The sequence below is a fragment of the Nocardia sp. NPDC003482 genome (genome assembly GCF_053588115.1).
The window spans coordinates 17,154-42,970 of record NZ_JBSFPI010000018.1; the positions used below are offsets into that span (position 1 = coordinate 17,154).

At 69.5% G+C, this 25,817-nt stretch carries 27 protein-coding genes; all 27 read left to right on the plus strand.

Going from position 1 to position 25,817, the window contains the following annotated elements; all coding sequences use genetic code 11:
* Positions 1 to 80 precede the first annotated feature (80 nt).
* The 27 genes from ACWDSJ_RS26060 to ACWDSJ_RS26190 all read left to right on the plus strand — a co-directional run bounded on the left by ACWDSJ_RS26060 (position 81) and on the right by ACWDSJ_RS26190 (position 25,809).
* Positions 81 to 959 carry a hypothetical protein gene (locus ACWDSJ_RS26060; RefSeq protein ID WP_450034925.1) on the plus strand — a complete coding sequence of 293 codons (879 nt, stop codon included), beginning with the start codon at positions 81 to 83 and terminating at the stop codon, positions 957 to 959.
* Positions 956 to 2,185 carry a cutinase family protein gene (locus ACWDSJ_RS26065; protein WP_450034926.1) on the plus strand — a complete coding sequence of 410 codons (1,230 nt, stop codon included), beginning with the start codon at positions 956 to 958 and terminating at the stop codon, positions 2,183 to 2,185. Before ACWDSJ_RS26060 ends, ACWDSJ_RS26065 begins: the two co-directional genes overlap by 4 nt.
* Positions 2,182 to 3,276 (plus strand): lipase family protein, encoded by a 1,095-nt coding sequence (locus tag ACWDSJ_RS26070; protein WP_450034927.1) that lies wholly within the window; start codon positions 2,182 to 2,184, stop codon positions 3,274 to 3,276. Before ACWDSJ_RS26065 ends, ACWDSJ_RS26070 begins: the two co-directional genes overlap by 4 nt.
* A 151-nt stretch (positions 3,277 to 3,427) precedes the next feature.
* Positions 3,428 to 4,876, plus strand: a complete 1,449-nt coding sequence (locus ACWDSJ_RS26075) for a cutinase family protein (protein WP_450034929.1) — start codon at positions 3,428 to 3,430, stop codon at positions 4,874 to 4,876.
* A 120-nt stretch (positions 4,877 to 4,996) separates the two neighbouring features.
* The gene (locus tag ACWDSJ_RS26080) at positions 4,997 to 5,710 is read left to right on the plus strand and encodes a hypothetical protein (protein ID WP_450034931.1); all 714 of its coding nucleotides are present in this window, start codon (positions 4,997 to 4,999) and stop codon (positions 5,708 to 5,710) included.
* Positions 5,707 to 6,384, plus strand: a complete 678-nt coding sequence (locus ACWDSJ_RS26085; RefSeq protein ID WP_450034932.1) for a DUF6668 family protein — start codon at positions 5,707 to 5,709, stop codon at positions 6,382 to 6,384. The genes ACWDSJ_RS26080 and ACWDSJ_RS26085 overlap by 4 nt, the downstream gene beginning before the upstream one ends.
* Positions 6,381 to 6,671 carry a hypothetical protein gene (locus ACWDSJ_RS26090; protein WP_450034933.1) on the plus strand — a complete coding sequence of 97 codons (291 nt, stop codon included), beginning with the start codon at positions 6,381 to 6,383 and terminating at the stop codon, positions 6,669 to 6,671. Before ACWDSJ_RS26085 ends, ACWDSJ_RS26090 begins: the two co-directional genes overlap by 4 nt.
* Before the next feature lie 84 nt (positions 6,672 to 6,755).
* The gene (locus ACWDSJ_RS26095) at positions 6,756 to 7,673 is read left to right on the plus strand and encodes an alpha/beta fold hydrolase (protein ID WP_450034935.1); all 918 of its coding nucleotides are present in this window, start codon (positions 6,756 to 6,758) and stop codon (positions 7,671 to 7,673) included.
* A complete protein-coding gene (locus ACWDSJ_RS26100) occupies positions 7,670 to 7,903 on the plus strand; it encodes a hypothetical protein (RefSeq protein WP_450034936.1) in 234 nt (77 codons plus the stop codon). The genes ACWDSJ_RS26095 and ACWDSJ_RS26100 overlap by 4 nt, the downstream gene beginning before the upstream one ends.
* 25 nt (positions 7,904 to 7,928) lie before the next feature.
* A complete protein-coding gene (locus tag ACWDSJ_RS26105; RefSeq protein WP_450034937.1) occupies positions 7,929 to 8,552 on the plus strand; it encodes a hypothetical protein in 624 nt (207 codons plus the stop codon).
* 14 nt (positions 8,553 to 8,566) lie between these two features.
* On the plus strand, positions 8,567 to 9,346 hold the full coding sequence (locus ACWDSJ_RS26110; protein WP_450034938.1) for a hypothetical protein: 780 nt from the start codon (positions 8,567 to 8,569) through the stop codon (positions 9,344 to 9,346).
* Positions 9,343 to 10,740, plus strand: a complete 1,398-nt coding sequence (locus ACWDSJ_RS26115) for a hypothetical protein (protein WP_450034939.1) — start codon at positions 9,343 to 9,345, stop codon at positions 10,738 to 10,740. Before ACWDSJ_RS26110 ends, ACWDSJ_RS26115 begins: the two co-directional genes overlap by 4 nt.
* Positions 10,737 to 12,209 (plus strand): SCO6880 family protein, encoded by a 1,473-nt coding sequence (locus ACWDSJ_RS26120; RefSeq protein ID WP_450034940.1) that lies wholly within the window; start codon positions 10,737 to 10,739, stop codon positions 12,207 to 12,209. Before ACWDSJ_RS26115 ends, ACWDSJ_RS26120 begins: the two co-directional genes overlap by 4 nt.
* Before the next feature lie 41 nt (positions 12,210 to 12,250).
* Entirely contained in the window at positions 12,251 to 13,942 is a 1,692-nt protein-coding gene (locus ACWDSJ_RS26125; RefSeq protein ID WP_450034942.1) for a hypothetical protein, read from the plus strand.
* Positions 13,943 to 14,047: 105 nt separating this feature from the next.
* Positions 14,048 to 14,536, plus strand: a complete 489-nt coding sequence (locus ACWDSJ_RS26130; RefSeq protein WP_450034944.1) for a hypothetical protein — start codon at positions 14,048 to 14,050, stop codon at positions 14,534 to 14,536.
* A gap of 238 nt (positions 14,537 to 14,774) precedes the next feature.
* On the plus strand, positions 14,775 to 15,890 hold the full coding sequence (locus tag ACWDSJ_RS26135; RefSeq protein WP_450034945.1) for a C40 family peptidase: 1,116 nt from the start codon (positions 14,775 to 14,777) through the stop codon (positions 15,888 to 15,890).
* 73 nt (positions 15,891 to 15,963) lie between these two features.
* Positions 15,964 to 16,866 carry a hypothetical protein gene (locus ACWDSJ_RS26140; protein WP_450034947.1) on the plus strand — a complete coding sequence of 301 codons (903 nt, stop codon included), beginning with the start codon at positions 15,964 to 15,966 and terminating at the stop codon, positions 16,864 to 16,866.
* 118 nt (positions 16,867 to 16,984) lie between these two features.
* Positions 16,985 to 17,881: a hypothetical protein gene (locus ACWDSJ_RS26145; protein ID WP_450034948.1), complete on the plus strand. Its 897-nt coding sequence runs from the start codon at positions 16,985 to 16,987 to the stop codon at positions 17,879 to 17,881.
* The gene (locus ACWDSJ_RS26150) at positions 17,856 to 18,590 is read left to right on the plus strand and encodes a hypothetical protein (RefSeq protein WP_450034949.1); all 735 of its coding nucleotides are present in this window, start codon (positions 17,856 to 17,858) and stop codon (positions 18,588 to 18,590) included. Before ACWDSJ_RS26145 ends, ACWDSJ_RS26150 begins: the two co-directional genes overlap by 26 nt.
* A gap of 184 nt (positions 18,591 to 18,774) precedes the next feature.
* Positions 18,775 to 19,365, plus strand: coding sequence for a hypothetical protein (locus tag ACWDSJ_RS26155; RefSeq protein ID WP_450034951.1), 591 nt, complete (start codon positions 18,775 to 18,777; stop codon positions 19,363 to 19,365).
* A complete protein-coding gene (locus ACWDSJ_RS26160) occupies positions 19,362 to 20,258 on the plus strand; it encodes a hypothetical protein (RefSeq protein WP_450034952.1) in 897 nt (298 codons plus the stop codon). Before ACWDSJ_RS26155 ends, ACWDSJ_RS26160 begins: the two co-directional genes overlap by 4 nt.
* Entirely contained in the window at positions 20,255 to 21,124 is an 870-nt protein-coding gene (locus tag ACWDSJ_RS26165) for a hypothetical protein (protein WP_450034953.1), read from the plus strand. The genes ACWDSJ_RS26160 and ACWDSJ_RS26165 overlap by 4 nt, the downstream gene beginning before the upstream one ends.
* Positions 21,121 to 21,711 carry a hypothetical protein gene (locus tag ACWDSJ_RS26170; RefSeq protein WP_450034955.1) on the plus strand — a complete coding sequence of 197 codons (591 nt, stop codon included), beginning with the start codon at positions 21,121 to 21,123 and terminating at the stop codon, positions 21,709 to 21,711. The genes ACWDSJ_RS26165 and ACWDSJ_RS26170 overlap by 4 nt, the downstream gene beginning before the upstream one ends.
* Complete coding sequence (locus tag ACWDSJ_RS26175; protein ID WP_450034957.1) at positions 21,708 to 22,796, plus strand: hypothetical protein; 1,089 nt, start codon at positions 21,708 to 21,710, stop codon at positions 22,794 to 22,796. The genes ACWDSJ_RS26170 and ACWDSJ_RS26175 overlap by 4 nt, the downstream gene beginning before the upstream one ends.
* 277 nt (positions 22,797 to 23,073) lie before the next feature.
* On the plus strand, positions 23,074 to 23,970 hold the full coding sequence (locus ACWDSJ_RS26180) for a hypothetical protein (RefSeq protein ID WP_450034958.1): 897 nt from the start codon (positions 23,074 to 23,076) through the stop codon (positions 23,968 to 23,970).
* Positions 23,967 to 24,872 (plus strand): hypothetical protein, encoded by a 906-nt coding sequence (locus ACWDSJ_RS26185; protein ID WP_450034959.1) that lies wholly within the window; start codon positions 23,967 to 23,969, stop codon positions 24,870 to 24,872. Before ACWDSJ_RS26180 ends, ACWDSJ_RS26185 begins: the two co-directional genes overlap by 4 nt.
* Before the next feature lie 58 nt (positions 24,873 to 24,930).
* The gene (locus ACWDSJ_RS26190; RefSeq protein WP_450034961.1) at positions 24,931 to 25,809 is read left to right on the plus strand and encodes a hypothetical protein; all 879 of its coding nucleotides are present in this window, start codon (positions 24,931 to 24,933) and stop codon (positions 25,807 to 25,809) included.
* Positions 25,810 to 25,817: the final 8 nt, after the last annotated feature.

Here is a 25,817-nt window from a genome sequence, read left to right on the forward strand (position 1 = left end):
GGGCCGGGGGAGTCCGGATTCGCAGTAATTCGGCTAGCCGCAATTCCGCTTCAGTTTCCTTCGACGAAGGGTTATTTGGCATGCCCAAAAACCGAAATGCGTCGCGTCCGAGCGCGGGATTCCATCCCGAGCGCAAAGGTCCGTTAGCGGGCCTGCTGGTCGGTGCCGTGCCGCTCTACTTGGCGTTGGCCGCTCCCGCGATCGCTACAGCGGCCGCACCGGCGTATGTCGCCGACCAGCCGGGAGTCACGAGTCCGTCGCAACCCGGCACCACGGTACCGGCACCGCCACCACCGGCGGTGGAGCCGCCGTCCACCCCCGAGCCCGCGGTGTATCCGGAACAGCCGCCCGAGATCCGCAACGGTCCGAGCGCCAGACCGGCACCGTCGGCGTCGGAGCCCGCTCCGCCGGTGGAACTGGAAGATTTGCACCTGCCCGAGCCCGTGCCACCGGTCGCTCCGATTCAGCCGCCGGACAACGTGATCCGGATCGGCGAGTGGCAGACACCGGCACCGGACTGGCTGCCGGTCGACTGGAGGGACTGCATCAACCAGACCGCCGCCGGAGCGGAAGCTCAGGTCGCCACAGCTCTGGATTCGATCGGCATCCCAGCCGGGCGGTCGGACAGGGTATCGGGGGCGACGCTGGCTGGTGCGGGGATCGGCGGTGCTGCCGGTGCCGCGATCGCGGGAGGGCCCGCGGCGGCGGCGGGCGCGGTGGTGGGCGGCCTGGTGGGGGGCACGATCGGCGGAGTAGCGGGTGCGGCGCTGGGCACGGTGATCGCGGTGCCGGTGGTCGGCACCGTCACCTCGGGCGTGGCCGGCACAGCGGTCGGTGCAGCTGCGGGTGCGGCGGCGGGCGCAGCGGTCGCCGGGGTTCCGGCCGCGCTCGCCGGGGCCGTCGCGGGGGGAACGGTGGGAGCGGGCTTCGGCGCGGGCGTGGGGGTGGGCCAGCCATGAAGGCTCTCGGTCTGTTGTCGACGACAGTGGCCGCCTCGTGCGGGGTCGCGCTGGTCGGGTTGGGATCGACTGCGGCGCAAGCGGTTCCGATCGGACCGGACTGTCCTCCGTTGTATGTGCTCGGCGTCGAAGGCACGGGATTGTCCTCGCAGGGCGCGGACCCGCTCGCCGATACCGGTGTGGTGGGCGCGTTGGTGAGGCCGGTCGTGGCGACGCTGCCGGACTTGGTGCAGCGCAGCTACATCCCCTACGACGCCGCGTTCGGGGGCGCGGTGCCCGGCGGCGGGACGGCCCCGTACGTGGTGTCGGTGACCGGTGCGATCGAACGACTCAACGCCGCTGCGGCGGACGTGGCCGCGGCGTGCCCGAATACACTGCTGGCGGTCGCCGGCTATTCCCAAGGCGCACAGGCAGTTTCCGAATTCGCTCGCGCGGTCGGCGCAGGGGAAGGACCGGTCCCGGCGGACCGGGTAGCCGGGATCGCGTTGTATTCCAATCCGGAGCGCCTGCCGGGGACGGGGGTTTTCCCGGGTCGTCCCGGGCAGACAGCACCCGATCCCGCCCCTGGGACCGACGGTGCGGCGGTATCGACGGTGCAGATGGTGACTCCCCTCGCCGCGGGCAGCGGAATCGCCGCCGACGGGGTCGGGTACGGCGCCCTCACGGGCCGCGTGGCAGACATCTGTGTCGACGGCGACCTCAGCTGCTCGGCGCCCGACCACGCGTCGGCGCTGCGCCTGGGCGCCGAGATCGCCGCCCAAGCCGATCTCCGAGACCCGATCGCCGCGCTCGGCTCGATCCAGGCACTACTGTCCGCGACGCTCGGCGAAGCGTGGACCGCGGTGCTGGCCAACGACTTTCGGATCGAGGCCGGGGCGGTCGACTATCAAGCTCAGGCATCGCTTTCGCAACGTCTGCTCACCGCGGCCGACCCCCAGGTCTCCGCCCCGTCCGGAGACGACATCACACGAGCGGCTCAGCGATGGGCGGACATCGTCTCAGTGGTCACCACGAATCCCCTGGTGGTGACGCGCTTGGCCGCGCAGTTGGCCGCCGCCTGGGACCAGCTGGCCGCCGACAACTCGGCACTGGCCGACCCGAGTATGTGGGTGCGGCTGGCCGGAGTGGTCGCCCGTCACACCGGCTACGCCACGACCGGGCAGCTCGCCTCCGGTACCGCATGGTTCATCGCGCTGGCACACGACGCTGGTGGGAGAACGCGATGACGGACTTGTCGTTCTACGCCGCGCCGCCGGTCGACGAAGGCCGTCGACCGGGCGAGGTGCTGCGTCAACGCAGAACTCCTATACATCAGCTGGGCGGATCGCTGGACTCGTGGCAAATCCTTTATGTCTCTACCGACACCCAGGGTGAACTCGTGCCCGCGTCGGGAATCGTCATCGCCTCCGACACCGCTTCCGGACACGAACCGATCCTGGTGTACTACCCGCCATTCCATGGCCTGGGAGGTCCATGCGCACCCTCGCAACTGATACCGGAAGGAGAGGACACCGGCATCGGCCCCATCCTCGCCGCACTGGAGCGAGGCTGGACGGTGGCGGTCGCCGACGGCGAAAACCTAGGTGTCACTGGAACCGGCCCGCACACCTTTCTCGCCGCCCGGGCGGGTGGACAACTTTTGCTCGACCTCGCCCGCGCCGCCCACAGTCTGCGTGATCTCGAGCGGGGTCTGGTGCCGGTCGTGGGATGGGGCTACGCGGACGGCGGTCGTGCGGCCGCCGCCGCGGCAGAACTCCAGCCGGGATACGCCCCCGAGCTGGACCTGCGCGGGGTGGCCGCGGGAGCCGTGGTGTCCGACCTGGCGGAGATGGCCGAAGTGGTGAACCGCGGCCGGTGGGGTGTACTCGGACTGGCGGGGCTGATCGGGCTCTCCCGCGCGTACCATCACCTGCCGCTGCGGCACGTACTGACCGACGATGGCCACCGTGTCGCGACCGACGCCGAAAAGCTCAGCCGCGCAGTGCTCTTGGCGCAGTACCCGCAGCCGTTGTCGCACTGGTGCGACCGCCCCGACCCGTGGGACGACCCGATGTGGCGCTACGTACTCGCACACGAAACCCTCGCCCACACCACCCCCGTCGTGCCGCTGCACCTCTACCACGGCCGCGACGACGCGATCGTCCCCGTGCACGCCGGCCGCGCGGTGTTCATCGACTACCACCGTCGCGGGAGCCTGGTGACCTGGCGCGAATTCGACTCCGACCACGCGCAGACCAACACCGAAGCGGTACCCGACACGATCGCCCGGCTCACCGAAGACCTCCACGAACGACCCATACCCCCCAGCACCGCATGACCCCTCGTGGGGCGCGCCTGCCCGCACCCGGGCCACCTAACCCCTGGCGGATGCGGGCAGGTAAGCGGATCGAACCATTTGAACGAGGTGAAAAACCGTGCATCACAGCGTCATTCACATTCGGCGTCCTCGCCTGGACACTGCGAAAGCCGTGCGACTGGTCGCCGGGGCGGTCGTGGGAGCGACGCTGGGCACCCAGATCTGCGCCGGAGTCGGCCACGCAGACGTGCCGCTGGGTCCCCGATGCCCGGCGCTCTATGTGCTGGGCGTACAGGGCCCGGAGGAAGGTGTGAGTGTTACCGGGGATACGGGAGCGCTCGGACAACTGTTCACACCGCTGCTAGCCGGGTCCGGAAATCTAGTGCAGCGCGCCTACATCGACTACGAGCAGGCCTACGGCACCGCTGAGCAGCCCTTCGAGCACGCCGTCGCGACCGCCACGCAGCGAATCCAGGACGCCGCCGTCGAGATCGTCAGCCGCTGCCCGGCGACCCGCATCGCCGCTGCGGGATACGGCCAAGGCGCTGCCGCAGTCGCGGACTTCGCGCACCAAGTGGGGAGAGGGAACGGCGGGCTCGCGGCCGACGCAGTCGCTGCGATCGCGCTGTTCGCCAACCCCGACCGTGCCCCCGGTCCGGTCCTGCCCGGGCGCCCCGGTCAGACGACTCCTGCTCCCGTACCGGGAACGGCGGGCACCACGGTCTCGGGTATCTCCCTCACCATGCCCGCGACAGCGGGGTCGGGGATCGGCCAATCCGGCATCACCGCAACAGATTACGGAGCTCTGGCCGGGCGGGTCGCCGACTTCTGCACAGCCGGGGACCTCAGCTGCGACGCACCAGGTACAGACGCACCGCTCACCAGAGCGCTGAGGAACATCGCGTCGCAATCGAAATCCGGTGACCCTGTCGCCGCGATCTCCACTGCGGCCGAGGCTCTGGCCGCCACGGCGTGGACCACCGCGGTGGGCGTGATCACCGAAGACCTCTCCGGCACCAGCCTCGACCAGCTCTCCTACACCCCGACGAAATCCCTTGGTCAACGGTTGGCCGAAGCCTCCGACCCGGCGACGGAGAAACCCGGTCCCGACCAAGCACTCGCGGCGCTGATGAAACTCGGCACGATAGGACTGGGCAGCGTGGTCTCCGTCGCCCGCAAAGTCATCACCCCGGCCACGATCGGCGAACTCGCCACGGTCGGCATGAGCAACCCGCTCGGCGCAATCGCGGTGCTGGGCACCAAAATCGCGGGAGCCGTCGCTGAGCTGATCCCGCCGCGGACCGCCTTGACGTGGGTGAACCAGGCGTTCGACGCGATTCGCTCCACCCTGAGCACCGACAACGATCTCTACGAGCTCGCGGCGCGGTCCCGCTACAGCGACACCGACGGACGCCACACCGCCTACACCACCGCGGCGGCCACCCCCGCCGGGCAGTCCCCCCTGCGCGCAGCCGCGGACTGGTTCGCCGCAGTGGCCCGCGACATCGACGCCACCCACCCGGCCACCTACACACCCCGCCCCGCCACCACCTCGACCCCAGGATTCCCCGCCCAATCCTCCGCCGGCGCAACGACGACACCGACGGCGCCGACCGGATGAAGCCCCTTCGGCGGAGCCCGCCGTCCAGTGCCAGTGGACGGGCCGGTCCTCCCTCGCCGGTCTCCTCCGAAGGGCCCGCCCTCCCATTTCACAACCAGCACCTCGAGGAGGTGAAAACCGTTGAGCACCAACAGCATCGAAACCGCGAGCAGAGCCGGAGACGAGTGGAAGTGGCTGTCGGCCCCCATCGCCCCGACCCCTCTGCATCCCAACCCGGACCCTGCGTCACAAACGGAGCCGGATTCGGATGAATGGACCTGGCTCGATCGCACCGATGGATCCGCCGATGCAGCCGCCGACGGCACCGGATCGCGGCGGCGACGCTCGCCTCGCATGTGGCTCGTCATCGCCGTCGTCGGCGCCATCGGAGTTCTGGGTGTGATCGGTGTACTAGCTCCAGGGGACTCCGGCAGACAGGCGGCATCATCAACGGTGACCGCAGGGCCGCCGACCACCACGGTGCCAGCGGTAGCCACGGCCTGCGCAGGACTGACCGGGAACGTCGTCACCGACGGGCGCGGCGACACGAACTCGCCAGCGGGCGTAATCGCCGTGTTCGAAGCTGGCTACTACCGGGCCCGGTCTGCCGCTGAAGCGCTACGAGTGGTGGGGCCGGAAGCCGGACTCGCCCCCGACGCGCTCGCGGCTGGGATCGCGTCCATCCCCGAGGGAACCACCCACTGTGTAGCGATCACCCCGCTGAGCGACACCGCCGCAAACGTGCACTTGGTCGAACTTCATCCTGACGGGCAGCGCGTGGACTACCTGCAAGTGATCAACACCCGTGCTGGTGAGAGCGGATTCGTGATCACCAATATCCAGGGGCAACGATGACCCCCGCGTCGGTCCTTGTCCTCGGTGCTCGCGCCGCCGGAATCCGCGACGAACCGCACCAGCGACGTGTCGACCCGGCCACGATCATCGCGCCGAATCCGGAGCGGCGAGCCCCGATCCGCGAAACCCCGCTGCCGGTCACCGGACCGCACCCCCCGTTGTTCGCGGTGCTGGGTGCCCACGGCGGCGCGGGCGCCTCGACGTTGGCGCGGTGGTGGGCCCCCGCCGCAGACACGGGCCGGGCCTGGCCCGCCCACCCACATACGACCCGTCGGGTCGTCATCGCGGCGCGCTACTGCCTTCCCGGACTGGTCGCAGCGGGAGAACGACTGCGTGAGTGGCACGCGGGACTCACGCCGGATGGAGTCACCGTCGTCGGGCTGGTCCTGATCCCCGCCCGTCCGGGCCGCATCCCAGCCCCGGTGCGCCGCTATCAACGCACCGTCATCGCGCTGGCAGAGGAGGTCTGGACGCTCGGCTGGCACGACGAACTGCTCACCCACGACCTCGACAACCTCGCCCAATACACGCCAGGCGACCCACCCCCACCGCGCCGCGCCCGCCTGACCCAAGCCGTGCCGATCGACGTCCACCACACCGCAACCGCCATCACCGCCCGCATCGCCGAAAGCCGCACCCTCGCAACGGATTTCCAGTCCGGGAGCACCGAATGAGCCAGACCCTGCTACTCGCCCAGACCGCCGGCCTCCTCGCCGAAATCAAGATCATACCCACCGAACCGCCAGGTGCAGCGGGGTTCACCAAGCTGGTGAACTGGCTGGCCTGGGGCGTCACGCTCGCCGGTATCGCCGCATTGATCTACGCGGGCGGGAAATTCGGCTGGGAGCGCTGGCACGGCGGCGCGGTGGAAAGTCCGAAGATCGTGCTCGGCGCTCTCGCCGGAGGGGTCATCGCCACCAGCGCGGGACAGATCATGACCCAGATCGTGGGCTCCGGCTGACATCCCAGCCGCGGGTAGCGCCCCTTCCCGCGCCCGCAACCCCATTCCTCGGTCCTTTCTCTTCGAACTCGCAAAGGAATTGTCATGACGTCGACCGAAGCCCACCGCCTCACCATCACCGCCAGCGACGGGGTGCGCTTGGCCGCCACCTGCACCGGCCGCCCCGATTCGCCCGCCACGCTCGTCTACGTGCACGGGCTGCTGTGCGACCGGCAGTACTGGACTCCGGTCGTCGAGCGCGTGGACGACTGCCTGCGCGGCGGCATCACCCAGATCACCTACGACCAACGCGGACACGGCGAATCCGGCCGCCCTCACCGTACGGCGCACACCACGGTGCGCCGTCTGGCAGACGATCTCGACGCCGTGCTCGCCATCACCAGCGGCTCGGTCCTCGTCGTCGCCCACTGCGCCGGAGCGCTCACCGTCGGCGCCTACGCCGCCCAATACCGCAGACGGGCCGCCGCCCTCTCCGGACTGATCGTGTTCAACGGAGGTGGTGAATTCCCCGAATTCCCCTCCCTCCCAACGACATTCCGCCGCCTGCCTCAGCGGGTGGCCCGTCTGCGCCGAGGGTGTCTCGACGGGGTCGCCGCCGTCGCCGCCGCAATGCTCGAACACCAATTCCGGCGGGCGGGCCGGAAATCCAGGGCTCAGCTCACCATCGGTGACAGAGCGACCGATCCGCGGGTGAGCGCCGACATCCTCGAGAGCTACCGCAACTACACCATCACCGAGGACGTCGCCGCGGGGCTGCGCAGTGTCCCGTCCTGGGTGTATGCAGGCGGGCGCGACAAGGTGGTGCCCGCGACCCAGTCGGCACGGCTGGCCGACAAGCTGTGGTCGGACCTGGAAGTGATACCCGACGCGGGACACTCCCTGCCCCACACCGACCCCGACTACGCGGTCACCGCGATCCTCGCCGCCCTCGACGTCGCCTACCGCGCCGACCGAGACGACCCCTCCGTCGAAATCGACGACTGGATCGAGGACGTCTCGTGACCGCAAAACCCTTGCCGCCCACCGTGACCGGGCCCCTGACCCAGCTCCTCGGCTGGCTGGCGTGGCTGGTGCTGCTGCTGTGCATCGCCCGCGCCATCTGGGTCGCCGGACAACTGACCGTCCGGATGTACCGCGACGAAGCGATCGAAGGACTCGTCGGCGCGCTCCTCGCCGCAGCCCTCGTCGGATCCGCCAGCGGCATCGCTGCCGCACTCCTACCCACCCACTGAATCACCGAAAGCCTTGAGCCACACCGTGAAACGCGCTACTACGCCCCATGTCGCCGCCCTGGCCGTCTCGCTTCTCGGACTGGCAGCACTGGTCGGCTGCACCAGTCACACCGACACGACCCCTGCCGTATCCAACGCCGACGTGCACGCCGCGCCCACGAACCTTCGATCGGATCGGTTCCAGGGCATCGTAGTTCCCCTCGCGGACCAAGGCCCTCATCGTCAGACCGACGCGGCCGCGACGGGCTTCGATCACAGCCCTGTGGGGGCGGCGCTGGCGGCGATACAAGCCACGGTCCGGATGTCGGTGGCCACCGACAATCAATGGCCGACGGTCGGCCAGCAGATGCTCGCGCCCGGCCCTGGCCGCGACGCCTGGGCAGTGGCCCGCGCTCAACTGTCGATCACCGAACCACCGTCCGGACCCGTGGTGACGATCCTCGGCTACCAGGTCACCAGCTACACACCCGACCGCGCCGCGACCGCGATCTACAGCCTGCAACCGGACAGCTCCCTGACCTGCAACACCGCGACGGTCGTATGGATGGCCGAGGACTGGAAACTGCTGCTGCCCGACCAGCCCCAGGTCCCCGTCGTCGCCAATCCCACCAGCTTGCCCGCGGGCCTGGTCACCCTCCCGATGCGCTGAGAACGGACTGCACCGTGAACAACCGCCTGCGTCTCATCCTCGCCATCAGCATCACGGCGATCGTGCTGGCACTCGTTCTGGCCCACATCCGGCAGGGCCCTGACCCCACCCCATCGCCCGGTCCCACCGCAACTCCGACAGAACCCGCCGCGCTATCCGGCACCAGCCTGCCGTCGGCGGACATGTTCGGTAACCGGCTCGAAGGTGTGAGCGACCCCGCCGGACAACCACTTCCCCAAGACCCGACCGCACGTCTCGACCCCGCCCGCCCCGACTACCTCACCGCACCCCCGGCAGGAATCCAATGGCAGCGCGGCTGGGACGGCGCTGCCTTGCCGGTGTCGCGCAGCGACGGCCCCGCCCGCATCCAGAACGGTATCGCCTCGGGATTCGCCGATACGCCCCAAGGCGCCGGCTTGGCCGCGTGCGACGCGGTTGCCCGCGCAACGGCGGCACCCGAGGGCGTCTGGCAAACGGTTGTGCGCGAGCGGTATCTCGGCGGCGGTGAAGCGCTGGAAGCGAGATTCACACGGAGCCACCGGAACAACGCCGCGGCGGGCCGTTACGTCACCGTGCCCGAAGGGGTTCGAGTCCTGCCTGGATACCGTCCTGACCTCGCGGTCGTCGAAATCGCTGGCCGCGCCCGCGACGGCTGGACCATCGCCACGCTGCCCATGGTCTACGTCGACGGCGACTGGCGCGTGCGAGTACCTGACGACATCGAAAGGCTATGGCAGCCAGGCCGACCCGTTCCGAGTCTCAACGACTTCGGTATGTGGAAGGGCACCGCATGACCACTTCGATCCTCGCATTACCACTCACGGACGCGAACCACACGCAGCTGTCTCCGAAGGATCTGTGCGACCTGCTCACCGGACCTGGGGGCGCCTGCACCCTAGGTAGTGACGCAGCAGGATATGTGGGCAAGTCCGCGCTCGAGGACCTGGTCAAGACGATTGCCGATGGGCTGGCGCTGCTGATCCGCTTGACGATGACCTGGTGGCTTCAGCTGCCCTCGCCGCAGTTGGCCTCCGAGACAGGAGAACCTGGGCCGGTCCTGGTGTCGATCCGCGACTACACCAGTGGCTTGCAGCTGCTGTTGATGATCGGCGGAATTCTCTTCGCCGCAGCGCGATTGGCGCTAGCCAAACGTGGTGGCCTCGCGGGAGAAGCACAAGAATCGTTTCTAATATTCGCGCGCGGCGTATTCGCCTCGATGCTCTTCGCCGCCGCTGTCACCAGCGGTACGAAAGCCGGAGACGCATTCTCCCACTGGGTGATCTTCGAAGCCACCGACGGCGACCTCGCCGGCGCAATGAACCGACTGGTGTCCGTCGACCCCCTTGCCGACGCGCTGGGAACAGGCGTGTTGCTGTTCATCGGGATCGTCGGGGTGATCAGCATGCTCATCCAGCTGGTCATGCTGGTGCTGCGCCAAGCGATGCTGGTGCTCGTTGTGGCGGTGTTACCGATCGCGGCCGCGGCGGCGGGAACCGGGCCAGGATCGCAAGCCTGGAAGCGGCTGCTTGGTTGGTCGCTCGCGTTCGTCCTATGGAAACCGGTGGGCGCGTTGATGTACGCGATCGCGTTCACCGCAGCGGGAAACACGAAGGAACAGGATCCGCAGCTGATCTTGCTCGGGATGATCCTGCTGGTCTCGGTGACGCTGGTGCTTCCCGCGTTGATGCGGCTGGTGGCTCCGGCGGTGGCCACGCTCGGCGGCGGCGGGGGAGCCGCGGGAACGCTGGCCGGTGGAGCTCTCGGGCTCGCGATGGGGTCCGCGGGCAGCGGCGGCGGTTCGAGTGGGCGGGCGGTCAGCGAAGGGGAGAACGCGCCCAACGGATCTGCACCGCCCCCTCCCTCGTCGCCAAGCTCCTCGTCCGGTAGGGGCGGGAGGCCGATGCCGGGTGGCGGGGGCTCCGGGGGCGCTGCTCCGGCTGGGGGAGGCGGCGGTGGAGCGCGAGCGGCCGACACCGGATCCGGTCGGCAGGCGGCTGCGCAGTCCGGCGCGGGAGCGTCGACAGCGGCTGCGGGTGCGGGGCCGGTGGGCGCGGCGGTCGCGGCGGGAGCGCAGGCCGGGAGATCGGCTGGGCAGCAGGCTTCTTCGGCTGCGGGGGGCGCGGCGCAGCCGGTGGGGGAGGCGGAGCGCGGTGCGGACGCGCCGGGACCGTGGGAGGTGCGGCGATGACCACGCGCATGTACGGGCGCTGGGAACGACCACGATCGGCGGGGTTCTTCGGGCTCACTTGGGGGGTCTCGATGCTCGGGCTCGGTCTGGTGATTCTCGTGATGCTGGTGTTCTTGATCACCCGTTCGATCACCGTGACCGCCGTCGTAATCGTCGGGGCCGCAGTGCTTTTCATTCCGCTGGCGGTGACCGTGGGCGGCCGGACCGGATGGGAATACCTCGCGCTGCGGGCGCAATTCGCGGTGGCGCGGTCGAGGGGAGAGCACCTCTACCGCGCGGGGCGTTTCTCCCGTATCCCGGGTGTCGCGAAACTTCCTGGGTTACTGGCTGATTCGCGACTGGCGGAGTACGAGACGCCGGGGGGTAGGAGGTTCGCCGTCGTCCACGTACGGCGCACGGACCACTACACGGTGGTGCTGCGAGTGCTCCCTCGCGGAAAAGAACTGGTCGACCAAGGGCAGATCGACGCCTGGGTGGAGGAGTACGGACGTTTCCTGGCCGCGCAGTCCCGTGGCGGGGATGTGGTGGCTGTGACCGCGGTGCTGGAGACCGTGGTGGAGACCCAGCTCAAACAGCGCCGCGAAGTCGCGCGTCTCGTGCGGCCCGGTGTGCCGGAGTACGCCCGCGCGGTCATGCATGAGGCGGCGGCCGATGTCGGTGGTGTCGGGGTGCGGGTGGAGGCGCGCATCGCGATCACCTACCGGGCGGTGGGGAAAGGCCGAATCCGGCGCGATCTCGCGGAGCAGGCCCGCGAGATCGGGCAGCGGCTGCAAGGGGTGCTGTCCCAGCTCGCCCGCGCGGGGCTGCCCGCGACCCCGCTCGAGGCGTGGGAGGTCCTCGGCCTGGTGCGGTCCCGCTACGATCTGGCCGCCCAACGCGATATCGAGGCCGCGGGCAGGGAGATCGAGTCCACGCAGTCGTGGTCCACCGTCGGCCCGGTGGCGCACGACGAGCTGTGGGACCACTATGTGCACGACGGTGGCCGGTCGATCACCTGGGAGATGGACGCCGCCCCGCGCGGCGCAGTGCTCGAAACGGTGCTCGAAGAGTTGGTCCGTCCCCGCGCGGACGTGCCGCGCAAGCGGGTGGCGATCGTTTATCGCCTGCATTCGGCGGCCGAGGCCACCGACATCGTCGATTCGGACTACCGCGACGCCTTGGCCGCGGAGCAGACCGAACGCGGAATCGCCTCTGCCGCGGCGACGATCCGGGTCTCCAATACGAGCACGGCTCGCCAGGAGCAAGCCCAGGGCGCTGGTCTGACGAGATTCGGTGTGCTGGTGACCATCACCGATCGCTTGGACGCAGACCTGCCCGGTATCGAAGCGATCGTCCGCGCGATGGCGGCGGCGTCTCGGCTGACCCTGCGCCGCTGCTACGGCACCCAGGCGGCGAGCTTCGCCTCGTCGCTCGGCATCGGAGTAATCCTGCCCGACCACACCTCCCTGACGAGCGGGGTCTCGTCATGACCGGAACGACCAGGACCCGAAGGGCGAGCGTCTCATCGACGATGACGGTGGCGGGTATCCGAGTGCTCACCCCGGCCGCGCGGGCCGTCATCGAAGCTGCTGCGGCGCAACGGGGTTGGCGCGGCGCTCGGGCGCGGGCACGGTTGTCCTCGGATGATCACCGCCGGGCGACCGCGGCGCGCCGGGCCGAGGATCGGCGAAACGACGGCTTCGAGCGCCCCCTGGCGCGGTTGTCCGACCGCGGCTATGTCGGTCGCGGTGGGGGCCGCGCCAGCGTGGTCACCGCGCCGCCGGAATGGCGAGCCACCACGGTTCAGGTGGCGGGTCTGTGGCCGTGGTGTGTGGGAGCGAGCGCTCCGATCGTCGGAACCCCGGTCGGCAGCCACTACATCACCGGTGCGCCCGTGCATTTCGACCCGATGGCGTGGTTCGTGCGTGGATACTTGAGCGCTCCCATCGCATTCGTGTTGGCGCTCAACGGGTTCGGCAAAAGCTCGCTGATCCGTCGCATGGTTACTGGCGCTGTGGCCTCGGGTCGGACCGTGTTGTGTATGGGCGACACCAAACCTGACTACCGGGAGCTGGTCGAGCGCCTCGGCGGGCAGGTCATCGACCTCGGCTATGGGTACGGGAGCATCAACCCCCTCGCGGTCGGCGCGCTCGGCCAGGTCGTGGATCGACTCCCGGATCCCGATCAGCGCCGCCAAGTTGCGGCGCGCGTGGAGGCCGGACAGGTCAATATCATCGCGGGGCTGATCGAACTCGTGCGTGGGTCTCGCGTAGCGGACTACGAGGAAACCCTCATCGCGGCCGGTCTGCGCGAACTGTACAGCGCAACAGGCGGTTTCACTCCGGAAACACCGCCTCGGCTGTCGGATCTGCTAGCGGTGATCGCCGGGGGCGCCGATCGTTTGATGCGCTTCGCCGAGGAAGACGAGGCTACCGCCTATCGGGCCACCACCAAGATTCTGCGGCGATCGCTACGAGCGTTGGTGGAAGGTCCCTGGGGGGAGATCTTCGACCGGCAGACGAGTACACCTCTGAATCTGGACAGCCCCGCGGTGTGCATCGACGTCTCCCGCATCCCCGAAGGCGACACCAAACTTCTCGCCGCGGCGCTGATGGTCTGCTGGTCGGAAGGGTTCGGTGCGATCGCCGCCGCGCACGCCCTCGCTGACGCCGGAGTGGCGGTTCCTCGCGCCTACGAGGTCGTCATGGACGAGATCTGGCGCGTGCTCGGCGTCGGGGAGTTCATGGTCGACCGCACCGACGCGTTGACCCGCCTCAATCGGACGCTGGGCACCGGGTTGATCATGTGCAGCCACACCATCAAAGACCTCGCTGCTTTCGATTCGGTTGCGGCACAGGCCAAAGCGTTGGGTTTCTTCGAACGCGCCCGCGCGAAGATCATCGGTCCGGTCGGCCCGGAGGAGGTCACCCGGTTGCGTGCGGCGGTGTCGATCACCGAGACGGAGAAACTGCTCCTCACGTCGTGGGCCGCGCCGCGCCCACCCACCGACGACCGCATCGACGACACCGGACAGCTCGAGGTGCCACCGGGTACCGGCTGCTTCCTGCTGAAGACCGGCGAGGCCGCCGAACCCGGTATCCCCTTCCGGCAAACCTTCACTCCCACCGAACGTCGCAGCCGCGTCCACGACACCAACCGACGCTTCGAACATCTGCACCATCCCACTGCGACGGCCGCCGCGGGAGATTCCCATGAGTCATGACGGCATTCCCATCGACGTGTCCCCGACTTGCCGCTCGCCGCTCGTTCGATTCGACATTTGGCCGATCCCCGCTATCTGTCGGTTGACACAGGGCAGGGCGAGCCGATGGGCGAGAACGCTGATTTCGTGGTGCTGCATCCCGACGGCACGGTCGTCTACGGCTGCGGCGACATCCACAGCATGATGGATGCTCTCGGTGTCGATCGGGTGCTCCTGGACATCGGCGCTGCGGGCCGGGTTCAGGTCTGGCACGTCGACGCGCGTTCTGGACCGAACCAGTGGGGCGAGAGGGTCCTCACCGCCGTGGGGTATCGGCGTCCAACGGACTGGATGGGCCCGATCGCGCTCACTACTCGGACCTATCCCTTCCAGGACGTCGCACCCTTGGCTGCCGACGTTCGCGTGGCGGTGGAGGAGCTGGTGACCCCCGTCCGGCGCGCTGGTGCCTCGGCCGCCGCCCTCACCACGGAAACCGTCGACGCCATGCTGCCGCCCGGCCCGGATTCCACCCTCCCTGAGGGGCGCGCCGACGCGGTCGGGACACGACCTGACCCGCTGCCACCACCGGTCCCGGATACGGGAGTCGAACTGTGAACGCCCTGACGAAACGGGCCGCGTGGGGCAAAAGACCCGACAGAACGCGAAAGATGCTGGGGCGCAACCGGATTTTCCCCATTCGCTCTTCGACGCTTCCGGTTGGAACGGGGCGGCGCGCGGTAGCGCCGAGATCGGATTCGAACAGCTCACGAGAGCTTCAACGACCGCAGTGTCGAACCGGTGACCAATCGGCTGGCTCGGGGGAGCCCGGAAGAGGGGGTGAGAGGCGTGAGCGATGAACGCGTCGAAAGTCACTGCCACACTGGCGATCTCACTTCCCGTGACATTGCTGTTGTTGCTGGTGGTGATCGTCGGGGTGGAACCCGGGGTATCCTGCGCGGCGTCGGCGACCCCGAGTTCGGAGAGCGCGGGATCCAGCGATGCGCCAGTGGGGTTGAGCGAGCGGCAGTTGCAGCTGGCGCGGCAGGGTGTGGCGGTCGGGAAGCAGCTGCGGCAGCCGAAGTCGGTGATCGTCGCGGAACTGGCGGCGATGATCACCGAATCCACGCTTCGGAATCTGGCCAACCCCGCGGTACCGGAATCCCTGCGATACGCCAACGACGGGCTCGGCTACGACCACGACTCGGTCGGCCCGCATCAAATGCGGGCCAGTGTGTGGGGAGCTGCCGGGATCGCCGCGCTGATGACGCCGACCTATCAGATCACGTGGTTCTACTCCCAGGCGGTGAAAGTAGCTGGGGCACAAGTGATGTCGCCGGCTGCGCTGGCGCAGGCGGTGGAGCTGTCGGCGCCGAACGCGTACGCGGGCGCGCTCGATCTCGCCGAGCGGCTGTACGCGATGTTCGCCGACGTCGACGTGGACCCCGCACCGACCGATACCCAGCTCCCCGTCGGGTGCGGAGCGACGGGCAGTGGCGCCCCGCTCCCGGAGGCCAGCGAGTTCGGGGCGGCGGTGATCCGCGCGGCCGAACGCTGGATCGGGACCGACTATGTGTGGGGCGGCGGGGACTTCACCGGGCCGACCAACGGCGGATTCGACTGCTCAGGTCTCACTCAATACGCGGTCTATCAAGCGTCCGGTGGTCGAATCCGGTTGCCGCGCACCACCGGAACCCAGCAGAACGACCCCGCGGCGCAGGTCGTTCCGTTCGAGCAACGCCAGCCAGGGGATCTGATCTTCTTCACCGCGCCCGGCGAGAGCACACCGCATCACGTCGGAATTTACTACGGCCGCAACAACTCCGGCACGGACTTGATCTTGCACGCGCCGCAGAGCGGCCAGACCGTCACCGTCGCGCCCCTGTGGGGAGGCGAGCACCTCGAGGTGCGCCGCTACACCCCTCCGGCGACCACACGAAACCCGAACACCGAGGAAAGGAATTCCCTGTGACGCAACACGATATCTTCGACGGCGCTGTGTCGGCCTCGTCGCGGCAGCATCGATACGGCGGGGGAGCGACCCCGTGACCGCCCCGACAGTGCGGCCGACAGCGCGGCAACTCCGGTTGCTGAAGGAGATTCACGCCCAGTACGTCACCGCGGCCACGCCCGCATCGTTCCCGAGAGCGGCAGGCCGTACGGGGTGGGATGCGCGCCGTGTCGAGGCTGCTCGATTGGGCCGGGGGTTGGAGACTGTCGCGGCGGCGGCGGGCGTGCCGGGTGAGTGGGTCGAGCAGGTGCGCGAGCGTGGCACGCAGCGGCTGCCGTGGAATCGACGATTGAATTGGCGCGTCCCCGCACGTGTGACTCCGCGGGCGGAATCGCTGGCCCGGCTGGCGTCCGAAGCGCGGCAAGCCCAGGACGTCGCCGCGGTTATCGCGGGTTACGGCGATCGGGGGCGGCGCGGCGAGGTCGGGACCGCGCAGCTGATCGACCGGAAACTGCGTGCGCTGGCCCAACGGATCGCCGCGCTGTCCTGGGTGCTCGAGGTGACCCCGGGAGAAGCCGACCAGCTGTGGGGCGCCCAGAGCGGCTGGAAAGCCGTTATCGACAGCGTCCGCGGCAGCAGCGTCGCCGACCTCGCCGAACGCTGGCGGGCGCACGCACGCTCGTACACGGTAGCGCTCGAGCGGGAAGTCGCCGCGTTGAGCGCCGCCGGGATGACGGGCGAGGAGGCCCAGCTCGGCTCGCGCGCGCCCGATGTGCTGGTGCGGATCAGCCGAAACCTGTTGGGGCACACGGCCTCACCGGTGCGGCCGAGCTCCGCGGCGGAGTCGACCGCATCGCCGACGGCCGGTCACGCCATCGCCGCGGCAGCGACCGCCGCGGTCGAATTCAGCCACCTTCCCGACACCGAGGTCGTCTTCACACCGCCGTGCGGGCCTCCGCGCAACCCCCCGTTCTTGATGCCGGGGATCGAGCCTTGAGCGCCGACGACCACGCAACCGGACGAGCGCAGCACGCGGATCTCGGCGCCGCACCGGCGCCGCGCGGCGAGGGTTGTGGCGGCGCGGGGACGAGCGGGCTCGCGGAAAGGGGAATGCGGTGAGCGACACCCCACCCCCCTGGCAGAACGAGCCGGCTTGGCGGGCGCGGCTGATGCAGCGAATCCAGGACCTAGCCGTACGGCGAGCCACGCTCAGACGCGCCTATCTGGCCAGCGGCGGGCACCGAAGCGAGGCGACCGAGACCAACGGGCGGGAAGAAATCTCCGCCATCGAGGCGCTGATCGACGATCTCGAACAGCGCGCGCTGGCTTCTGGCATCTCGCGGCACTGGCTGGAGGAGGTCGGTGAACTCGGAGATCGCGGCATCGGCTACCTCGACCACTACGCCGACCCTGCCCGTGGCACCAACCGGCAGCGCGAGGTCCTGATCGACCTGCTCGCCGAGGACGTGTGGCATCTCCAACACATGGCGGTTCTCTCCGCAACGCGACGCGACCGCCTCTACGGCCACGGCGTGCTCACTGAACCCGAACCCGGTGCGGCGCAACAGTTCCAGCGGATCATGATCACCACGTGGCTGCGTGCCGACAGCCTGGCCGCGTCACTCGACCTCACTCCCGTCGAACGAAAAGGACTGTGGGCCACCACCATCGAGCAATGGCGTGATGTGATCGCCGCGGCCAGCTACAGCGACGACGAACTCGCGCGACGGTGGTGGGGTTACGCCCGGATCACCGACGTACAGGCGCAGGCAGGCACACGCACAGGCCTTTCCGCGATCAGCCCGATCACCGGCAACGTCTGGCACCACACGCTCCCGACACCGACGGACATGATCAGCGCGGTGGAACACGCCCTCGTCCCCCCACGCCTCCCACCCGCACCCGATCCGTTCGCGCCGACACCGCCCGAGCCGCAGACCTGGGAGCCCCTCGACCCGCCCCCGCCCATGCCCCACCCGCCCCCGGGTGCCGATCCGGGAACCGAACCCTGAACTGGCAATGAGAAGGAGAACGTTCATGCCACAGACCGAATTTCGATCACCTCGCACGGCCGGCCCGCCCGTGCTGGCCGCCGCCGATCGCGGATCGATCATCACGATGATCGAGCACGAATGGGGGGCACTTCGTCGGATGGTGCTGCTCCACGTCGCCCGTCAGGAGCGACTGGGGCAGGGTTTCCCTTTCGGTTCCGACCCGATCGCCATTGCCGCTGTGGAGCGCAGCCTGAATGTCCGCTGGACGCGGATCGCGCTGTTGGCCGGCGCGGCGGGGCTCACCGACCAGCAAGCGGCGACGGTGTGGGACCACCACGGTGTGGAGGGGATGCGGCGTTTGGCCCAGGTGAGCATCGAAACCCACGACGATCTCGCGCTCGAAGCGGCATGGCGAGCGATTGCGCGGCACCGTGATGTGGAAGAACCACCGTATCTGCGCGAATACGTGGGGTCGGGGAACCGGGCTGCGCCGATTCGTGTGCTGCCCCCGACAGTGGAGGAACTCGCCGTCGATGCCCTCGCCGCGCTGCGGGCGGGAAACGAAACCACGGGTTCCCCGAGCGGCGCGGCAATCGAGTCCGCGCGGTCGGCGACGACCGCCGCCGAAACGATGACCGCGGTTCCGGCACCGGAGTGGCAGCCCGTCAACACAGCCGGCCCAGCGCCGCCGGAGATCGGCCGAGAGGCCGGTGCGGAACCGGACTGACCCCACCGGAAGATCGGTGCGTTGGTCCCGGTCGTTCCGGAAGCGTCACCGAGACCGGCACGAGAACAACCGCACAACACCATCTTTGGTCACGGCAGTCGCTGGCACCGACCGCCGCTGGCGCCCCCACGAACGCGCATCACGAGGGACATCAACCACACCCGTTACCCCTGGGAGCACAACGATGTCCGTCACCGAACCTCGCCACCGCAAATCCGAGCGGCAGCCGAATATCCGTGCAGACGCACCGAACCCCCGGCAGACCGCCGAATTCGGTCTATCTTGGATCGAACTCTCCAGCGCAGCAACACTTTCCACGTTCACCGTCTGCAACGCCGACCAGACGATCTGGCACGCCCCGTTTCACCCCGCCCTCTTCATCGACACCCCGGCATGCGCGACGGAAATTGCTGCGCTGCAAGCGATCTGGCTGGCAGGACGCGCACGAGCGCGAGGCGAGTACGCGACGGTCGTGTCGCTTCGCCTGATCACGGCCACCACCGTCGACCAGCGCGTCCTCGCGCGGGCAGCCGTCGGAAGCGGCCTCCGCCTGATCTTGGCGATCGATGGCCGCACGAACGCGGCCCGGCATCCCTCGCAGACATGGATCTCCTGGCGCGACCGTGATCTGGACACCCTGATCCACCGCGCGGCCCGTCCATCGCCAGGGACCGTGCTCCCACTGTCCAGCGGCACGGTCCGATCCAGCCGCGCCGCGCAGTCGCCGTCGCTGGTTGGCGAGGTCGCACCGGGGCGAGGGGCGACGCGGTCATGACCAGACGGAAACGTGCTCCATGGTGGGAACTGCCGCGGCGGCACCGACAGCTGCTGCGCCTGCTCCAGGACACTTACGCCGAAATCAAGGATCTGCATTACGGGCCGCCGCGCACGACGGTGCCGCGCCAGAGCCAGGAATGGCGGGAGACGGTCGAGCGGCTCCTCGACCGCGCCAATGATCTCAAAGACCACGCGGTGGCTCGCGGCATCCCACATGACTGGATCAGCGCCGCCATCCGCGACTCCCGAGAAGGAATGCGCTACACGAATTTTCACCCACACCCGCACGAAGGTGCTGTGGATGAAAAGCGCGTCGTGATCATCGACACGGTCGAAGCGGAGGTGTGGCGGCTGGAGAAGATGGCTGCCCTGGTGGCGTTGCGCCGCGAACGCTTGGACGGGGCGGGGATCCTGACCGAACCGGATCCAGCGACCGCGACTCGGATCGATCACGTGATGGGTCAGGTTTGGGCGCGCCTCGCCATGCAGGCCGACGCCGCGGACCTGACCGAGGAACGGGAGCAGCTGTGGGGCACAGACGTCGGCCGGTGGCAGCGCGTCCTCGCTGTCGTCGCCAGGGCAGATAGCGACGATGAGCTGTTCACCCGCTGGCGCACCTGCGCGGACTACAAGGTCTCCGGTGTCCGGTCTCGCCGCGCGCAATCTGCCGAGGTCACGACGCCCGGTCCGCTGCCGCCCCGTCCGGAAGAGATGATCGCCGCCGCTGAGCGCGCGTTGACCCTCCCGCCGGGTATCGACCATCCGGGAAAGACCGGCGCCGAAACGGGTCTCGACATCGATGACTGCGGTGGTACGTGGACCACGCCAGCAGCAGGTCTCCACGGCACGGGTGTCGAGCCGTCGGATTCAGACCGGGGGGTCGGCCTATGACCCGCTTCGACCCCGACAACCCGCTCGGTTATCCCTTGACCGAGCCGCAGGCGAAGTTGCTGCGCGAGGTGTACGCCCTCGCCTCGGCCACCACGACGTTGGTGGAAACGATCGCGTCCAGATCGTGGCCCCCGCAGATCGTTGACGCCCACGAGGGACTGCTGAAGGAACTGATGAGGGGTCGCGTCCAAGCGGTGGCCGCCGCGCGCGGCGGTGGTGTCCCGCCACGGATTACCGCGATGGCGTGGATGGCCGGTCATCGCCGCCAGACTTGGCCGCACGAGGTGGACCCGGCCGGGCTCGACGCGGCCTTGGTCGAACGGACCTTGCGCGGACTCGCCGCCGACTTCGAGCAAGTGGCGGATATGGGTGCGGTGGAGATCGTCGGCCGATCCCGGCCGGACGTGCCGGAACCGGCGGCCGTGGAGGGAGTGCACCGTAACGTGGCGGCCCTGATCGACCGCGCTGCCGCGATGGCGGACGTGATCGGGGTCACCTCGGCGCAATGGCGGCAACTCTGGGACCTCGACGGGCAGGCGTTGGTTGCCCGCTACATGGTCACCGATGCGCACGCTCTTGCCGAGCGTTGGCTGACCTACACCTATCCCAGCGTCGCGGCCGAGGCCGAGCTCACTGTGGTGCTGCTGAACCACGTGGTCGACGACGCGACACCCCCCGAAGCGCACACGGACTCCGTCGCGCTGCCACCCGGCGCCGGCCTGGATGCCCTGGACCTGAAGCAGACAGAAGCCGCGATCGACGTCGCCCTGCCCGGCTCCGAGGCCGGTTGGTCGCCCACCGAACCGGACCCGCCGACCGGAACCGACCCCTCACCGAACACGCCGGATACCGAGGTGGACCCGTGAACGCACCCCGACTCGGTCTCATGACCCCGACACCGACCGACGCGGCCCCGCGACCGCGTCCTCGTTGGGTCGTCGGCGTGGCTGCCGCGATCGGGCTCGCGCTGCTGCCCACCGCCGGGTGCGCCAGCTCCCGTGTCGAGACTGCCTGTGTGGCACAAGGATTCACCGAGCCGTTCACCGCGGTGGATCCGTGTTCGGCGGAGGCGGTGATGACCGCGGCGACGGCGGCGGTGTTCAGCTACCGCCCAGCGGTTCAGGTCGATCAGCGGGCCGCGTTCCGGGTCGCCGCGCAGTTGATGGATCCCGCGCTGGCTGCCCACGGGGAGGCGTCCGCGGTGGCGCTCGCCCCGATCTCCGGTACGCAGTGGCAGCGGTGGGCGGCCGACGGTGTCGCGGTGACGGCCACCGCGACCATCAGCACCGACGACCATCCCGCCGATACGGCGACCGCCCGCGCCCGCGTACTGGCCGTGACCGCGACCCCCAGCGGCGGCGCGGCCCCCCTTCGTTTCACCACCTACGTCCGCGCCGCCCGCCCCAATTCGCGTGCGGGATGGCGCATTTCAGCATTGGAGGTCCGATCATGACCCAGAGCGGCGACCCGGTCGAGGAGGCCGGCCAAGCAGTCCGCACCGGATTCGTGCAATCCATGCAGACCGCGGCGATGACCGCGAATCTGCTCCAGCGCCGGGGTGCGGAGTCCCGGTCGGTGACCGAGCACCATGGGCGGCTGGCCGACCGCGTGGTCGAGCAGGGCCGCAAAGGGGAGATCCACCAGCTGCAAGCCTGGGGATATCACCACCGCGAAGGCCGAGACCGAGCGCTGTTCGACCTGCAGCTGCGCATCAAGCAGGCGCAGTTGGACGCCATGACGGCCGACGCCGAGCGAAAAGTCGAGTCGGACAAGGCTTTCGACGAGCGTCAGGCGGCAGTGCACCGCGAGCGGATCGCCGGGATGCGGGCCGACCGCAACCGCCGCGACGCCCTCCACGCCGAGCAGATGCGTGGATACGCCCGCCGCGCCGCCCAGGACCGACACCTGCACAAGCTGAAGGTCGAGTACCAGGAGCTGCTCATCGAGAGTCGGCGGAGGGCAATGGGGTTCACCGAAACCCTCGACGCGCACACCGCGTACGCGGGCGCGGCGACCGCGGGGGCGCAGTGGGCCGCCGCGCACGCCACCGCGGACCTGTCCGAGGAGCACAACCAGCACACCGACGCCTACGCCGAGCGCTACGCCGAGGACACCGGAGCAGACCCGCACCAGATCGTCGACTCCGCGTGGACGTACCACCCCGGCCCAGCCGACACCGCCGTCGACATCGACCCGGACACCATTATCGACGCCGAAGTCGTCGAGATCGATCCCACCACAGGGCAATTCGTCACCGACCCCGCCCTCGACGCTGAAAGCGAGTCGTCGTCGGGGACAGAGGCGGCGATGGCGGGACTGGCCGACGAACTGGTCTTCGAGACCTACGCCAGCGCGGCCGATCCCACTGGGAGCGACGGGCCACCGGCCGCTGCCGCGGGCGAGATCATCGGCGAGGCGGTCGACGCCGTCGCCGCCGAGGACGTAGCGGCGGTGCCCGAGTGGGAGGCGCAGCCGACGCTGATGCTGCCCGCCGTGCCGGACGCGGGCTCCCGGCCGGGGCCGGAGGTGGCGTCGTGAGCACGTACCCGACCCTGCGCACCCGGCAGGAAGACACCGAGACAGCCTGCCCGCCGGTAGGTCTCTCCCCGCACGACGTGCGACGCGGCGATGAGAAGGCCCCCGGCGAAGCGCGCACGGATCGTCCGCGGCACGGGGATCCACACCATCGGCATCGCGACAGGACGCGGCGGGCGGACCCACGGCAGCAGACCCGGCTCCATCGTGCTCGGCAGCGTCGGCGTGGGTCGACCGCCGACCCGCGCGACCAACAACCGTGCGTCCCTGGAGCGTCACGATGACCGCGCCCACACCGCCGCCGCCCGCCGACCGCCCGGACCCCGCGTGGGTCACCCGGTTGCTGGCGCAGATCCAGACCTTGTCGAGGCACCTGTCAGAGGTGGTGTCGCAGGGTTACGACACCAGTCTGGTCGGCAGCGACGCCTCGATCCAGGCGTGGCGGGCACAGATACACGCGATCGCCGCCACGCGCAGCGAAGCCGAAACCCGCGCGCTGGCCCTCGGAGTCGGTCGCGCGCGAGTCGACACTGCCCGCGACCGCGGCCGCCGCGGAATCCGACCCAGGATCCCCGTCAGCGCCGATCCCGTGCGGGACAAGATGGTCGACGGCGTCGCCAGCGATGTCTGGCAGGTCCAGCACATGGCCGCGATCGCCGCGGCCCGCAACCGTCTCGTGCGCGCGGGTGAGCTGCCCGAGCTCGACCCCGACGTGGCCGAGCAGTGGGCGCGCACGATGGACGCGCTGTGGGACCGCGCCCGCGAGGTCGGCGACGCGATCGCGCTGACACCGGCCGAGTACGACGGCATGTGGGTGCGCGACCTCGAGGGCTGGCGGCGCATCCACGACGTGCTCGAGTACAGCTACGACATCGACGGGCTGCAGGAGCGCTGGTGGGTGTACGCCTGGCCGGGCATCGCCATCGAGGCCCACCGTGACATCGCGGTCCTGGGAGCACGGCTCGCCCGCGGCGAGGTCATCGACCCGCTCCCGATCCCCCACTCGCGCGACATGCTCGTCGACGCCCACCAAGCCCTGCCGCCCACCCCGACTCCGGACCGCCCCGCGGACGAGATCTGGTCCAGCGGCCCTGGAACCGACTGGGCCGACCCGGGAGAGGTTTCACCCGCCCACCCCGCGGAAGCGGCGGACCCGACGGTGGAGCCGGAGCCATGACCGGCGCCGGAAAACCCATCGATGGCGACCACGCCGAACTGCTGCGCGAGATCCAGCGCCTCGCGCGCGAGAGCGGGCAGCTGCTGGCGGCGATGTACGCCGCCGGTGGCGATGCGCGCGCCAACCCCGAGCTCATCGCCCGCATCACCCAGGTGGATCGGCAACGCGACCTGACCGAGATCGACGCGGGCGCCGCCGGGGTTCCCCGCGAATGGATCGACCACGTGCGCGCCCTCGGGCAACGCGGTCTCGAATGGCAGGACACCAGGCCACTGCCCCGTGCCGCCCGTCGCGGTAAACCCCAGCGCCGACACCCCTCACGCATCGCCGCCGACACCGAGCAACTCAAGGACACGGCCGCCCTCCATGCCGTCTACGTCCACCGCTGCCATGCCGCCGGACGCGTCCCCGAACCGGGTGCCGCGCAACAACTCCTGCGGAACATGGACGCGCTGTGGATGCGCGCGGGCCGTACCGCGCACACGCTGAATCTCCCCGAACAGCGGCTCCGAAGTCTGTGGACGATCTCTGCGAAGGAATGGCGCCACCGTGTCGAGCACTACCTCACCGCGCGCAGCGTCGACGAACTCGACGTGCACTGGAACACCCACGCCGACCCGCGCATCGCCGCCACCGCCCGGCGGTCACTGAAACGCTTGGCCCGCAACGGATTCCATGGCCCCGGCGTGCCCCTGCCGCCGGTGATGCCGCCGCACCCGCGCCATATGCTCGCCGAGGCCCACACCGCTGTCGCCGCCAGCGCGGAAGGCGAGGCGGTCATCGGCGCCGACACCGCGATCGACGTGCTGCTCGCAGACGTCTCGCCCCTCGACGGGGCCACCGCACCGACACCCGACCACCATGCGCTCCCCGATCCACCCGGCGCGGGCTCCGAGCCCTGAGTCAGTCCCGCCGAACTCGTTGCCTTCCAATCCTTTTCGACCACAGCAGGTGACCATCATGACCGATCCTGATCCCCCATCGGACCCGGTACGGGACTGGCAGACCGAGTTGCTCACCCACATCGCCTTCCTCACCCGCGAGCACGACCGCGTCGAAAGGCTGGGTCCGGACGATCACGACACCCAAGCCGACTGGACACGAACCCTCGACAACCTCACCGCCAGCCGTGAACGCGCCGAGGAAGTAGCGCTCTCGGCGGGAGTGAGCGAAGACGACATCACGCGCGCCCGAGCGGGCGCGGCCGCGCTCACCACCCGGCCCGCCGAGGCCGGGCCGGGCGACGATCGCCAGCTCTACTCGGACATGCTCATCTCCGAGTCCTGGCTGCTCGAGCGGATGGCCTTGCTGGACGCGACTCGTCAGGCGCGCCTGCACACGGGCAACTACACCTTCGCCGCAGACCCTGCCGCGCAGGCGCAAATGGAGCGCGCGATGACGATCGCCCACGCGCGCGTCGTCGTCCTCGCCAACGCCGCGCGGTTGTCCGCGGAGGGTGCGAAGACCCTGTGGTCTGGGCCCCAAGCGGTTCAACTGCGAAACACCAGCATCACCGTGCTGCGCGAGCGTGACGACCTCGCCGTGGAACACGAATGGCGCCAGTACGCGCAGCTCGATCACGTTCCCGCGCTGCCGGCGCTGCTGACTCCGCACGCATCCGCCGGCAGAGCCGAAGTCCCGCTGCCGACCCTGGCCGCAATACGAGCAGCCGCCCACGCCGCGCTGGGCCCGGATTCACAACCGTCAGCCACCAGCGAGGCGACTCGAACGGCCATCGACACCGCGCTGCCGCAAAGCGGTATCCGCACCTGGCAGATGCCGGACAGCCCCGATCCCCATCCACCCAACGGCGCGCCGGACCTGGGCCCGCACCTGTGACCTCATTC